A 13,453-nucleotide genomic window follows, 5' to 3' on the forward strand; every position below is an offset into this window, starting at 1 on the left:
CCTCCCTGTTGACGTTGAGGACACCGAGTCTCGCCGTCCGGCGGGCTCGGCACGTCGGACCCTGGTCTGGGAGATGGCGCGACTTTAGGCTGATCCACCCCTAGTGGTCATCAAGACGCGGAACCGGTTCCGAGACCCCTGCCACTACTCCATTCGAGTGACGAAAATGGTCTAGACCTTGACCGTGAAGTGGTCTGAACCACATGGTGACGTCAACCCTGCACTCCTTTCCTGACGAGGAGCAAGATGTCCAAGATCCGATGGCATGTCACAGCGTTGTTCGTGGCGGTCGCCACGTTGGTGGTGGGACTGGTCGTCGCGCCCGCGGCGAGCGGCGCGGGCGGCGTTTCCGCCACCTTCAGCAAGGGCTCGGACTGGGGCACCGGGTACGAGGGCAAGTACACGATCAAGAACGGCGGCGCGTCCGCCCTCACCTCGTGGACCGTCGAGTTCGACCTGCCCACCGGCCACCGGGTCGGCTCCCTGTGGGACGGCGCGTACACGGCCAGCGGCCAGCACGTGACGGTCAAGAACACGTGGAACGGCAGCGTGGCCGTCGGCGGGACGGTGAGCTTCGGCTTCAACATCGCCTACTCCGGCACCTACTCCGGCCCGGCCAACTGCAAGCTGAACGGCGCGTCGTGCGACGCCGGCGGGACCAACCCGACGACGACCACGACCACCACGACCACCACCACGACGACGACCACGACCACCACGGGTCCGACCACGACCACCAGCAACCCGCCGGTCGGCACGCGCAAGAACCTCGGCTACTTCACCCAGTGGGGCGTCTACGGCCGCCAGTACTTCGTGAAGAACATCCACACCAGCGGTTCCGCCTCGAAGCTGACGCACATCAACTACGCGTTCGGCAACGTGCAGAACGGCCAGTGCACCATCGGTGACTCCTACGCCGACTACGACATGGCTTACACCGCCGCGAACTCCGTCGACGGCGTCGCGGACACGTGGGACGCCGGCGCCCTGCGCGGTTCGTTCAACCAGCTGCGCAAGCTGAAGAAGATGTACCCGCACATCAAGGTGCTGTGGTCGTTCGGCGGCTGGACCTGGTCCGGCGGCTTCGGCCAGGCGTCGCAGAACCCGGCGGCGTTCGCCGAGTCCTGCCACAAGCTCATCGAGGACCCGCGCTGGGCGGACGTGTTCGACGGCATCGACATCGACTGGGAGTACCCGAACGCCTGCGGTCTGACCTGCGACACGACCGGCTTCAGCTCGTTCAAGACGCTCTCCCAGGCGCTGCGCAGCCGGTTCGGCGCCGACTACCTCGTGACGGCCGCCATCACGGCGGACGGTTCGAACGGCGGCAAGATCGACGCGGCCGACTACGGCGGCGCGGCGCAGTACCTCGACTGGTACAACGTCATGACGTACGACTACTTCGGCGCGTTCAACGCGCAGGGTCCGACGGCGCCGCACTCGCCGCTGACCTCGTACCCCGGCATCCCGCAGGCCGGCTTCAACTCCGACGCGGCGATCCAGAAGCTGAAGAGCAAGGGCGTTCCGGCGGCCAAGCTGCTGCTCGGCATCGGGTTCTACGGGCGTGGCTGGACGGGCGTCACGCAGGCTGCTCCGGGCGGCTCGGCGACCGGCGCGGCGCCGGGCACGTACGAGGCGGGCATCGACGACTACAAGGTGCTGAAGACCAAGTGTCCGGCCACCGGCACCGTCGCGGGCACGGCGTACGCGTTCTGCGGCAACCAGTGGTGGAGCTACGACACCCCGGCCACCATCGGCGGCAAGATGACGTACACGAAGAACCAGGGTCTCGGCGGCGCCTTCTTCTGGGCGCTCGACGGTGACACCACCAACGGCGAGCTCATCACCGCGATGGGCAACGGCCTGCGGTAGCACTTCCGGCAGTACCGGCACGCGCACGACGGCCCCTGCGGGCATCCCCGCAGGGGCCGTCGCCCGTCCCGAACGTTGAATTCACCCGTCCCGAACGTAGGACTCACCCGCCCTGAACGTAGGACTCACCCCAACCCCCGCGTGAGTCCTACGTTCGCGTCGCGTGAGTCCTACGTTCGCGTCGCGTGAGTCCTACGTTCGGAACCCCCGAGTTCAACGCTCAGGTGACGGGGTCCAGGCCGTCTCGGACACCGGGCTGCGGTCGCGCAGGGGCTCCCACCAGGCACGGTTGTCCGCGTACCAGCGGATCGTGTCGCGGACGCCGGTGGCGAAGTCCACCCGCGGCTCCCAGCCGAGCTCACGGCGGATCCTGGACGAGTCCAGCAGGTAACGGCGGTCGTGGCCCGGACGGTCCGGCACGGTGGCCTTGCGCGACGACGGCAGGCCCAGCTCGTCCAACACCAGGTCCGCGATCTCCTCGACGCTCGCCTCCACCCCCGTCCCCACGTGGTACGTCTCCCCGACGCGCCCGCGCAGCAGCACGGCCTCGATCGCCCGGCAGTGGTCGAGCACGTGGACCCACTCGCGGCGGTTGTCCTTCGACGCGTAGACCGGCAGGTCACCCCCGTCCAACGCCCGCGTGGTGAACAGCGGCAGCACCTTCTCCGGGAACTGGTTCGGCCCGTAGTTGTTGGCGCAGTTCGTGATCGTCACCGGCAGCCCGAACGTCTCGTGGTACGCCCGCACCGCGTGGTCCGCCCCGGCCTTGCTCGCGTTGTACGGCGTCCGCGGCCGGTACGGCGACTCCTCCGTGAACGCCGACTCGGCGTCCAGCGCCAGGTCCCCGTACACCTCGCACGTCGAGATGTGGTGGAACCGCCGCACGCCCGCCCGCCGCGCCGCCTCCAGCAACGCCTGCGTGCCCATCACGTTGGTCCGGAAGAACCGGGTCGGGTCCAGCACGGCCAGGCTGTTGTGCGACTCGGCCGCGAAGTTCACCACCACGTCGATCCCGGTCAGGTCGAACGACGCGATGTCACCTTGCACGAACGTGATCCGGTCCCGCACGTCGGCGAGGTTCGTCTCCGTCCCGGCGTACGTCAGCGCGTCCAGCGCCACCACCCGGTCGGACGGGTGCTCCCGCACCCAGTGGCGGGTGAAGTGCGATCCGATGAACCCGGCCGCGCCGGTCACGAGAACTGAAGTCATAACGCACGCTACTCACGACGACGGCCCGCGTGCCGGAGCGCGCGGGCCGCCGTGTCAACCGACTAGAGCGTCAGGCTCCAGGAGTTGATGTACCCGGTGTCCGCCGAGTACACGTCCTGGACCCGCAGCTTCCACGCACCGTTGCGCACCTCGGACGAGACGTTCGCGGTGTACGTGGTGTCGATGTTGTCGCCGGAGTCGTTGTTCGACGCCTTCAACCGGTAGGCCGACCCGTCCGGCGCGACCAGGTCGATCACCACGTCACCCCGGTACGTGTGCACGATGTGCACCTCGACCTGCGACGACGACGAGGCGTTGCCCTCGCACCCGGCGATGGTGATGGTGCTGGTGACGGCCGCGCCGTTGTCCGGGATCGTGACGTCGGCGTCGTTGGTGGCCTTCGCGCAGTCGCCCGGCGGGTTGCCGCCGCCGCCGTACGGGTTGGCCGCCTTCTTCGCCGCGTACAGGAGCATCGGCTTGACCTTCGGCCAGAACGTCGACGCCTGGCACGAGTAGGTCGGGAAGAAGCCCGAGCAGGAGCCGGACGACGGCCCGACCTCCCACACGAACGACGCCACGCCCAGGTCGTCGTACACCCAGTCGTCCGTCGCGCCGGCCGCGTTGTACAGCACCTCGCCCGGCTGCCCGTACTGCCAGCCGCCGGCCATCGTCGCCATGTCCCGCGCCATCCCGCGCAGCGCCGCGTCGTTGCCCGTCTTGTACGACGTCGTCCAGCCCCACGGGAACAGCACCAGGTTCGAGTAGCTGTGCATGGAGATGACGACACCGGTCGTGTCGGCGGGCGCGGCGTCGGTGACGCCCGTGCCGCGGCGGTCGCGGTACAGGTTGCGCCACAACGCCTGCAACGCCCGCGTCTCGACCTCGGAGTTCGCCGACGGACCCTTGTACGTCTGGTCGCACGGGTTGGACGACGTGCCCGCGCCACCCCAGTGGGAGTCGGTGTTGCGGTTGAGGTCGATGCCGATCTGCGACGACGACGTGCCGGAGCAGTTCGACCCGTTGGTGGTGTTGGCGTTCTTGCGCTGGTAGCGCGGCGAGTTGCCGCCCTGCTGCACGATGTTCACGCCGTCCGGGTTGGCGATCGGCACGACCCACACCTCGGTGGTGTCGAGCAGCGCGGTGACCTCCGCGTCGACCCCGTAACCGGTGGTCAGGTGGTCGATCCAGCGCCACGCGACGTCACCGGTGGTGAGCTCGCGGGCGTGCAGCTGGCCCATCACGAAGAAGCGGGGCTTCGGCGCGGAGGTGTTCAGCGCGCAGTCGCCGGCGTTCTTCTTGGTGATGCAGACGGCGCGCAGGTCGTAGCCGCCGGCGCCCTGGGTCTTGCGCCAGGAGTCGCCGTAGTCGACCAGCGTGGTCAGGCCCGGGTACTGCTGGCCGACCTGGTCGAGGTGCGACCAGTGGGCGTTGATGGTGCGGTAGCCGCCGTAGTACGTCTCGTTGATGTCCGCCGCGTCGAACGTCGGCGACTGGGACTTCTTGGCCGGCGGCTGCCACTCGGGCGCGGGCAGCACCTCGTCGATGACCGCGGTGAAACCGGCCTGCTTGAGGCCTTGGCCGGTGTCCCGGTCGCCGAGCACGAACAGGTAGTCGCCGTCGCGGTCCTCCAGCACGTCGAAGCCGCGCCCGAGCAGGTTCTGGGCGGCGGCGCCGAGGGGCGCGTGGACCTTGTAGACGTAGGTCGGTCCGGCTTGCACGGCGGCGACTTCGGGTGCGGGACCGGCGGTGCCGGGCGTGCCCCCGGTGACCACCGCCGCCGCCGCGACACCGGCTATGGCCAGCGTCAGCAGTGAACGTCTGGTCGACTTCACGGTTGTTCCTCCTAGGCAGGGTGAATCGGAGGATGGGGTATGGGACCGCCCTTGCACACCCGCCATCCGGCCATACCTGGTGGTTATGGCCTGGGGTTCTGACCTGTGTTTTGACCGATGACGGTGAGGTACCCCGATCTTGGTCCGGATGGAGGAGGAGTCGTGACGGACGAAGAACTAGTCGAGCGCATCGGCCGGCTCGTGGACGAGGAGCACCGGCTGGAGGGCTCGCGCGTCGGCGAGGGCCTCAGCGCGGGTGACGCGCGGCGGCTGCACGATCTCGAAGTCGCCTTGGACCAGACGTGGGACCTGCTCCGACAGCGCCGGGCGCGGCGCGCGGCGGGCATGGACCCGGACGCCGCCAAGCCCCGGCACCCGGACACCGTGGAGGGTTACCGGCAGTAGTCAGGGCCCGACTGCGGCGGGTCGACGCGGATCAGGCCCGGTCGACGGCCCGTGACCAGATCCTTGATCAGGTCCTTGACCCTGCCCTTGGGGCAGCCCGCAGGGTCGTCGCCATGGAGGATGTGCGGGTGGCACGACTACTCGGCATCGGCGAGTTCGCCCGCCGGTCGCGGCTGTCGGTGAAGGCCCTGCGGTTGTACGAGCGCCAAGGCCTGCTGCGTCCCGCCGAGATCGGCGAGGGCAACGGCTACCGGTGGTACCGCGAAGAGCAGCTGGCCGGGGCACGCCTGGTCGCGCTGCTGCGCAGGCTGGACATGCCGCTGGCCGTGGTCACCCGGATCGTCGCCGCGCCCGAGGACCGACGGGCCGACCTGGTCGCGGACTACTGGGCCGAGGTCGAGCACCTGGTGGCCGTGCGGCGCGGGCTGGCCGCGCACCTCCGCGTCGTGTTGTCCGGAGGGAAGGGCTTGTCGGAGATGTACGAGGTCAAGCAGCGAGAAGTGCCCGAACAGGTGGTCTTGACGGAGCAGCGGCACGTGCTCCAGCCGGGGTTGGTGGACTGGATCGGTGACGCGATGACCCGGCTGGAAACGGCGGCGCGGGCGTACGGCGGCATCTCGGCCGCCCCGTTCGTGGTCTACCACGGTGAGGTGAACGAGGACAGCGACGGCCCGGTCGAGGCCTGCGTCCCGATCAACCCGCCGGCCGACTGGGGCGACGGCCCGTCCACCACCGCCTACCGGGTCGAACCGGCGCACCGGGAGGCCTACGTCAGGCTGACGAAAGCCCAAGTGGTGTTCCCGCAGATCCTGTCGGCCTACGACGCCGTCGCCGCGTGGCTGAAGGAGAACGACTTCGCGATCGCGGACTCACCGCGTGAGGTGTACTTCGAGAGCATGGGCGACGCGGGCCCGGACGACGTGGCCTGCGACGTGGCGTTCCCGATGCGCTGACCGCGCCGCGCAGGCCGGCGCCACCGGGTCAGACCAGCTGGGCGAGCCGGTGGTCCAGCGCCGTGTGGCGTCGGCCTGCGCCCACGGTGCGGACCGCCTGCCCGATCGCCTTCCGCGACCCGACCAGCACCACCAGCTTCTTCGCCCGCGTCACCGCCGTGTACAGCAGGTTCCGCTGGAGCATCATCCACGCGCTGGTCGTGATCGGGATGACCACGCACGGGTACTCGCTGCCCTGCGAGCGGTGGATCGTCATCGCGTACGCGTGCGTCAGCTCGTCCAGCTCGCCGAACTCGTAGTCGACGTCCTCGTCCTCGTCGGTCCGCACGGTCAGCTTCTGCTCCACCAAGTCGATCGCCGTGACCACGCCCAGCGTGCCGTTGAAGACGTTCTTGTCGTAGTTGTTGCGCATCTGGGTGACCTTGTCGCCGACCCGGAACACCCGGCCGCCGAACCGGCGTTCCGGCATGTCCGGTTTGGACGGTGTCAAAGCCTCTTGCAGCAGCGCGTTCAGCCCACCAGCCCCCGCCGGACCCCGGTGCATCGGCGCGAGCACCTGCACGTCCGTGCGCGGTTTCAGGCCGAACTTGCGGGGGATGCGGTTGGCGACGACGTCGACCACGAGTGCCGCAGCGTCCTCGGCCTCCTCCACCGGGAACAGGAAGAAGTCCGGCATCCCCTGCACGATGGGGTAGTCACCGCTGTTGATCCGGTGCGCGTTGGTCACCACACCGGACTGCTGCGCCTGCCGGAAGATGTGCGTGAGCCGGACGTTCGGGACCGGGCTGCCGGCCGACAGCACGTCGCGCAGCACCTCGCCGGCGCCGACGGACGGCAGCTGGTCGACGTCGCCGACGAGCAGCAGGTGCGCACCGGGTGCGACGGCCTTCACCAGCTTGTTGGCCAGCAGCAGGTCGAGCATCGACGCCTCGTCCACCACGACGAGGTCCGCGTCGAGCGGCCGGTCGCGGTCGTAGGCGGCGTCACCGCCGGGCTTCAGCTCCAGCAGCCGGTGCACGGTGCTCGCCTCGTGCCCGGTCAGCTCGGTCAACCGCTTGGCCGCACGACCGGTCGGCGCGGCCAGCACGACCTTCGCGCCCTTCGCCGCCGCCAGCTTCACGATCGACCGCACGGTGAAGCTCTTGCCGCACCCCGGCCCACCCGTCAGCACCGCGACCTTGCTCGTCAGGGCCAGCCGGACCGCGTCGCGCTGCTTGTCCTCCAGTGCTGCGCCGAGCCACGCGAAGGCCCGTTCCCAGTCGACCGCCTGGAACGCGGGCATCCGCTCGTCACCGGCCCTGAGCAGCCGCAACAGCTGGTTGGCCAACGAGATCTCGGCCCGGTGGAACGCGACGAGGTAGATGCCGGGCTCGCCGTCCGGCATGATCTCGCGGACCACGCCCTCCTCCGCGACCAGCTCGGCCAGGCACTCGATGACCAGGCCCGCGTCGACCTGGAGGATCTTGATCGCGTCACCGATGAGCTCGTTCTCGGGCAGGTAGCAGTTGCCGTCGCCGGTGGCCTCGGACAGCGTGAACTGGAGCCCGGCCTTCACCCGCTGCGGGCTGTCGTGCGGGATGCCGACGGCCTTGGCGATCACGTCGGCGGTGCGGAAGCCGATGCCCCAGACGTCGTTCGCCAGGCGGTAGGGCTCCTGGCGGACGACGTCGATCGCCTTGTCGTCGTACTGCTTGTAGATGCGCACGGCCAACGACGTCGACACACCGACGCCCTGGAGGAAGACCATGACCTCCTTGATGGCCTTCTGCTCCTCCCACGCGGCGGCGATCAGCTTGGTCCGCTTCGGGCCGAGCTTCGGCACCTCGATGAGGCGCTGCGGCTCGTGCTCGATGACGTCCAGCGCGTCGACGCCGAAGTGGGTGACGATCCGGTCCGCCAGCACCGGGCCGATGCCCTTGATCAGCCCGGAGCCGAGGTAGCGGCGGATGCCCTGGATCGTCGCGGGCAGCACGGTCGTGTAGTCGTCCACGTGGAACTGCTTGCCGTACTGGGGGTGCGAGCCCCACCGGCCGCGCATCCGGATCGACTCGCCGGGCTGCGCGCCGAGCAGCGACCCGACCACGGTGACGAGGTCCGCGGCGCCCCGGCCCGTGTCGACGCGGGCGACGGTGTAGCCGGTCTCCTCGTTGGCGAACGTGATCCGCTCCAGCACCGCTTCCAGGACCGCGTCAGCCACCCGGTCACCCTAGGACGCCGCACCCACGACCCGGCAAGCCGGTCTCATGGCTTCACCGCCACAGCACCGGGCGTCCGCCGTACTCGCCCACCACCACGCCGTGGTCGTTGAGCAGCGTCACCTCGCCGGCCGTGTACCCGGTCGGCAGCGCCATGTCCGTGACGGTGCCGTCGGTGGACCACCGGACCGGGCGGCTGCCCGCCTGCCCGAACGCGGTGCCGTCCGCGTCCACGGCGGCCGGCGTGCTGAACTGGTCGGGCGGTGTCGGCAACTCGGTCAAGGCGGGACCGTCCCAGCGCACGCCGTAGCCGGTCCGGTCGCCGCGCCGGATGCCGCCGACGAGCCGGGCGGTGGGATCGGCGGCCACCACCGGCGCACCACCGGCGCGCCTCCGGCCGCGAGGACGTCTGACCTGCGCCGAGGTTGCCTGCGAATGTCTCCACAGGACGTTCACAACTCGCGCCGTCGACCTCCACGGCTCGCACCTAGAGTCGGCTCCATGACACGCCGCGTTCTGGTGGTCGAGGACGACCTGACCATCGCCGACTCCGTGGCCGCACGGCTGCGGGCCGAGGGGTTCGAGGTCGACCTGGCGCACGACGGGCCGTCCGCCGTCACCCGCGCCCGCGACACCCGGCCGGACCTCGTGGTGCTGGACGTGATGCTGCCGGGGTTCGACGGGCTGGAGGTGTGCCGGCGCATCCAGGCGCAACGGCCCGTGCCGGTGCTCATGCTCACCGCCCGGGGTGACGAGACGGACCTGCTGGTGGGGCTCGCGGTCGGCGCCGACGACTACCTGACCAAGCCGTTCTCCATCCGCGAGCTGGCCGCCCGGGTGCACGCGCTGCTGCGCCGGGTGGAACGGGCGGCGTCGGCCGCGGAGTCCCGGATCACCGTGGCGGACCTGGAGATCGACCTGGCCGAGCGGCGGGTCGTGCGCGGCGGTGCGGAGGCGCACCTGACGCCCACCGAGTTCGAACTGCTGGTGCACCTCGCCGAACGGCCGCGCGCGGTGCAGTCGCGGGAGCGGTTGCTGAGCGAGGTGTGGGGGTGGTCGGACGGCACCGGGACGCGGACCGTGGACAGCCACATCAAGGCGTTGCGGCGGAAGCTGGGGACGGACCTGATCCGGACCGTGCACGGCATCGGCTACGCGTTGGAGGTACCCAGATGAGCCTGCGGTCGGCGTTCCTGACCACGGTGGAGTTGCTGCCGCGCCCGCTGGACCCGGTGCGCTCGATCAAGCTGAAGCTCGGCATCCTGGTGGTGTCGGCGACGGCGGCCGGGTTCACGTACTTCCGGCTGCGGATCGGGTGGCTGGCGCCGGGCACGACGTACGGCGCGATCGCGATCATGCTGGTGACGTCGCAGATCCTCGCGCACGGGATGACCAGGCCGTTGCGGGAGATGACGGCGGCGGTGCGGGCGATGAGGGCGGGCGACTACAGCCGGCGGGTGCGGGCGACGGCGCGGGACGAGGTCGGCGAGCTGGCCGGAGCGTTCAACCAGATGGCGGCAGACCTCGGTGCGGCGGACCAGCAGCGGCGGGAGCTGATCGCGAACGTGTCGCACGAGTTGCGGACGCCGATCACGGCTCTGCAGAGCGTGCTGGAGAACGTGGTGGACGGGGTCGCGCAGCCCGATGCGGCGACCATGCGGACGGCGTTGGCGCAGACCGAGCGGTTGAGCCGGTTGGTGACGGAACTGCTCGACCTGTCGCGGATCGACGCGGGTGCGCACAAGCTGGACAAGGCTTCGTTCGCCTTGGCGCCGTTGCTGGCGGACGTCGTGGCCGAGGCTTCGGTGGCCGCCCGGGGGGTGCGGTTCACCGTCGACGTCTCACCGCCCGATGCCACGGTTTACGCCGACGAGGCGCGGTTGGCCCAGGTCGTCGCGAACCTCCTGGACAACGCCGCCCGGCACGGCCCGGCGGGTGGCGAGGTGCGCATTTCTGCTTCTGTCGGCGCCGATCTGGTGCTCGAAGTCGCCGACGACGGACCGGGAATCGCGCCACAGGACCGTGAACGGGTCTTCGAGCGCTTCACCCGTGGTGAGCGGGCGGTCGGCGGCGGCACCGGGCTGGGCCTGAACATCGCCCGCTGGGTGGTCGACCTGCACGGCGGCACCATCGCCGTCGTCGACGGCCCCGGCTGCCGGATCCGGGCCACCCTCCCCGCCCACCTCCCGTGAGTCCTACGTTCCCGTCCCGTGAGTCCTACGTTCGGAACGCGTGAGTCCTACCTTCGCGTCCCGTGAGTCCTACGTTCAGAACACCCGAATTCAACGCTCAGAACACCGCCGCACACTCGGCGGGCGATGGCGCATGCCCTGGAGGCAACACCCGATGTCACCCAACCGCGTACTGCTCACCGGTGCCGCCGCCGGAATCGGTGCGGCCGTTCTCCTCCCCGACGGGCCGGGCCTCGGCTGGGCGCTCACCGCCGCCGTCGTCTTCGCCCTCGTCCGGAAGGTCAGACCGGTGTGGGCGGTGCTTTCGGTGGCGCTGTTCGCCGTCGGTGCGTTCGTCGCGGCGGAATGGCTCTTCATGCTCTGCGCGATGGCCGGGTGCGCCGCCGGTTCACTCGCGGTCGCCGGGGGGCGGACCGCGCGTGGCCTGGTGTTCGGCGCCGGAGCGGTGCCGGTCGCGGCCGTGAGGGCACTGCCGTGGCTGGCACGCGGCGTGAAGGAACGGGGAACGCCGCCGATGGCACGCCCCATCGTGGTGACGGTCGGCCTGCTGCTGGTGTTCGTCCCGCTGCTCGCCGGGGCCGACGCGACGTTCGCCGACCTGCTCGGCTCCGTCATCCCCGACGAGTCGTCCGGCCGGCCGCTCGTGCTGTTCCTGGCGGTCGGCCTCGGCACGGTCGGCGCGTGCTACCTGCTGGTCTCGCCCCTCGACCTGGACGGAACGGCCGCCCTGCCCCGCACGGTCGCGCGACGTGACTGGGTGCTGCCCGTGGGTGCGTTGGTGGTGCTGTTCGCCGCGTTCGTGGCCGTGCAGATCACGACCCTCTTCGCGGGCGACGAGCACGTGATCACCACCGCCGACCTCACGTACGCCGACCACGCGCGCAGCGGCTTCTGGCAGCTGCTCACCGTCACGGTGCTGACCCTGGGCGTGATCGCCGTCGTCGCCCGACTGGCCCAGCTCGACTCGCCCACCGACCGCCAGTGGCTGCGCGTGCTGCTGGGTGCGCTCAGCGTGCTGACGCTGGTGATCGTCGCGTCCGCCCTCACGCGCATGTGGCTCTACCAGCAGGCTTACGGGTTCACCGTCCTCCGCGTCCTCGTGTCGGCGTGCGAGCTGTGGCTCGGCCTGGTCTACGTGCTGGTGCTCGCCGCGGGCGTGCGGCTGGAGGGCGGGTGGCTGGCGCGTGCCGTCGTGGGCACCGGGTTCGCCGCGCTCCTCGGGCTGGCCGCGCTCAACCCGGACCGGTTCATCGCCGAGCGCAACATCGAGCGCTGGCACGTCACCCAGAAGATCGACGTCTGGTACCTGAGCAGGCTGTCCGACGACGCCGTGCCCGCCCTCGCGACGCTCCCGCCGGACCTGCGTGACTGCGCGTTGGAGTTCCGTCGCGTCCCGGCTGACGACTGGCGTGCGTGGAACCTCGGGCGGCAGAACGCCCGGAGCACCCTCGCCGAGGTCGAGCGCCGCGGGTGCCCGCGTTCTGAGCGTTGAACTCACCCGTTCCGAACGTAGGACTCACGGGGCGCGAACGTAGGACTCACGGGGCGTGAACGTAGGACTCACGCGGCGGGAGGGGTGGGGAGCGGGCGGGATGGGTACGGACGGGGGAACGCCTGTACCCGGAAGAGTGGATTTGGAGGTGCCCGTCCGTGCTCGCAGCCGTCATCACGTTCACCGGGTCGCTGCTCGTCGCACTGCTCGCCGTCACGCTCGTCCACCGGGTGGTCCGCCGCATCGGCCGGCGGTCCGCCCTGTTCGCGGGCCTCGCCCGGCACGCGCACAAGCCCGCGGTGGTCATGGCGGTCCTGGTGGCGGTGCAGTTCTCGCTGAGCGTGTCGGCCCACGGCGACTGGCGGTCGACCGCCCTGCACGCCACGGGGATAGCGCTGATCCTCGCCGGCGCGTGGCTGCTCGCCGCGCTGCTGGTGGTGATCGAGGACGCGACGCTGGCGCGCATCCGGGTCGACGTGTCGGACAACCGCCACGCCCGCCGCGTGCACACGCAGATCACGTTGGTGCGCAGGGTGACCGTGGTGGTCGTCAGCGTCCTGGCCGCCGCCGCCGTGCTGATGACGTTCCCGGGCGCGCGTGCCGCCGGGACGAGCCTGCTGGCGTCCGCCGGCGTCATCGGCGCCATCGCCGCACTAGCGGCGCAGTCCTTGCTGGGCAACGTCTTCGCCGGCGTCCAGATCGCGTTCAGCGACGCGTTGAGGCTGGACGACGTGGTGATCGTGGAGGACCAGTGGGGCCGGATCGAGGACATCACGCTCACCTACGTGGTCGTGCACCTGTGGGACGACCGGCGGCTGATCCTGCCCACCGCCTACTTCCTCAAGTCCCCGTTCGAGAACTGGACGCGCACCCAGTCGGCGCTGCTGGGCACGGTGGAGATGGACCTCGACTGGACCGTGCCGGTGGAGGAGCTGCGGCAGGAGCTCAGGCACGCGCTGGAGGGCAGCGACCTGTGGGACGGCCGGGTCTGCGTGATGCAGGTGACGGACGCGGTCGGGTCGTTCGTGCGGGTCCGCGCCCTGGTGAGCGCGTCGGACGCGGGCCGGCTGTGGGACCTGCGGTGCTTGGCGCGCGAGCACCTGGTCGGCTGGCTGCGGGCGCACCACCCCGGCTCGTTGCCGCAGGTCAGGGTGCGTGACCTGCCCCGGGCCGCGGACCGCGGACCGGTGTCGCAGGCGCAGGAGCCGTCCGACAACCGGGTGTTCGGTGAGAGCGCCGACGGTGAAGAGCGGGTGCAGGCGTTCAGCGGACCCGATCAGGCCGTGCAACCGCGCTGACCTCG

General features: G+C 70.4%; 11 protein-coding genes. 7 read left to right on the plus strand and 4 right to left on the minus strand.

Features of this window, described 5'->3' with window-relative positions; translation table 11 throughout:
• Positions 1-246: 246 nt before the first annotated feature.
• Positions 247-1,872: a glycosyl hydrolase family 18 protein gene (locus tag OQ02_RS18385; RefSeq protein ID WP_033439699.1), complete on the plus strand. Its 1,626-nt coding sequence runs from the start codon at positions 247-249 to the stop codon at positions 1,870-1,872.
• A gap of 213 nt (positions 1,873-2,085) precedes the next feature.
• Here the strand turns inward: OQ02_RS18385 and rfbB are convergent, their stop codons facing one another.
• Complete coding sequence (gene rfbB / locus OQ02_RS18390) at positions 2,086-3,081, minus strand: dTDP-glucose 4,6-dehydratase (protein ID WP_033439700.1); 996 nt, start codon at positions 3,079-3,081, stop codon at positions 2,086-2,088.
• 62 nt (positions 3,082-3,143) lie between these two features.
• Positions 3,144-4,913: a M14 family zinc carboxypeptidase gene (locus OQ02_RS18395; RefSeq protein ID WP_063747102.1), complete on the minus strand. Its 1,770-nt coding sequence runs from the start codon at positions 4,911-4,913 to the stop codon at positions 3,144-3,146.
• Positions 4,914-5,075: 162 nt separating this feature from the next.
• Here OQ02_RS18395 and OQ02_RS18400 point away from each other — a divergent pair, with 162 nt between their 5' ends.
• Both OQ02_RS18400 and OQ02_RS18405 read left to right on the plus strand, forming a co-directional pair.
• The gene (locus OQ02_RS18400; protein ID WP_033439701.1) at positions 5,076-5,318 is read left to right on the plus strand and encodes a DUF2630 family protein; all 243 of its coding nucleotides are present in this window, start codon (positions 5,076-5,078) and stop codon (positions 5,316-5,318) included.
• Between the two features lie 113 nt (positions 5,319-5,431).
• Entirely contained in the window at positions 5,432-6,271 is an 840-nt protein-coding gene (locus tag OQ02_RS18405) for a MerR family transcriptional regulator (protein ID WP_033439702.1), read from the plus strand.
• Between the two features lie 28 nt (positions 6,272-6,299).
• Here the strand turns inward: OQ02_RS18405 and recD2 are convergent, their stop codons facing one another.
• Together recD2 and OQ02_RS18415 are read right to left on the minus strand one after the other, a co-directional pair.
• The gene (gene recD2, locus OQ02_RS18410; RefSeq protein WP_033439703.1) at positions 6,300-8,468 is read right to left on the minus strand and encodes an SF1B family DNA helicase RecD2; all 2,169 of its coding nucleotides are present in this window, start codon (positions 8,466-8,468) and stop codon (positions 6,300-6,302) included.
• Positions 8,469-8,520: 52 nt separating this feature from the next.
• Positions 8,521-8,835, minus strand: coding sequence for a hypothetical protein (locus OQ02_RS18415; RefSeq protein WP_156077126.1), 315 nt, complete (start codon positions 8,833-8,835; stop codon positions 8,521-8,523).
• A 132-nt stretch (positions 8,836-8,967) separates the two neighbouring features.
• Between OQ02_RS18415 and OQ02_RS18420 the strand changes: the two genes are divergently transcribed.
• The 4 genes from OQ02_RS18420 to OQ02_RS18435 all read left to right on the plus strand — a co-directional run bounded on the left by OQ02_RS18420 (position 8,968) and on the right by OQ02_RS18435 (position 13,448).
• Complete coding sequence (locus tag OQ02_RS18420) at positions 8,968-9,642, plus strand: response regulator transcription factor (protein WP_033439705.1); 675 nt, start codon at positions 8,968-8,970, stop codon at positions 9,640-9,642.
• Positions 9,639-10,658 (plus strand): sensor histidine kinase, encoded by a 1,020-nt coding sequence (locus OQ02_RS18425; RefSeq protein WP_033439706.1) that lies wholly within the window; start codon positions 9,639-9,641, stop codon positions 10,656-10,658. The genes OQ02_RS18420 and OQ02_RS18425 overlap by 4 nt, the downstream gene beginning before the upstream one ends.
• Positions 10,659-10,812: 154 nt before the next feature.
• On the plus strand, positions 10,813-12,150 hold the full coding sequence (locus OQ02_RS18430) for a DUF4153 domain-containing protein (RefSeq protein ID WP_081915744.1): 1,338 nt from the start codon (positions 10,813-10,815) through the stop codon (positions 12,148-12,150).
• A gap of 158 nt (positions 12,151-12,308) precedes the next feature.
• Positions 12,309-13,448 carry a mechanosensitive ion channel family protein gene (locus tag OQ02_RS18435; protein ID WP_033439707.1) on the plus strand — a complete coding sequence of 380 codons (1,140 nt, stop codon included), beginning with the start codon at positions 12,309-12,311 and terminating at the stop codon, positions 13,446-13,448.
• The last annotated feature ends 5 nt before the right edge of the window (positions 13,449-13,453 follow it).

The organism is Saccharothrix sp. NRRL B-16314 (genome assembly GCF_000716595.1).
Classification (GTDB): domain Bacteria; phylum Actinomycetota; class Actinomycetes; order Mycobacteriales; family Pseudonocardiaceae; genus Actinosynnema.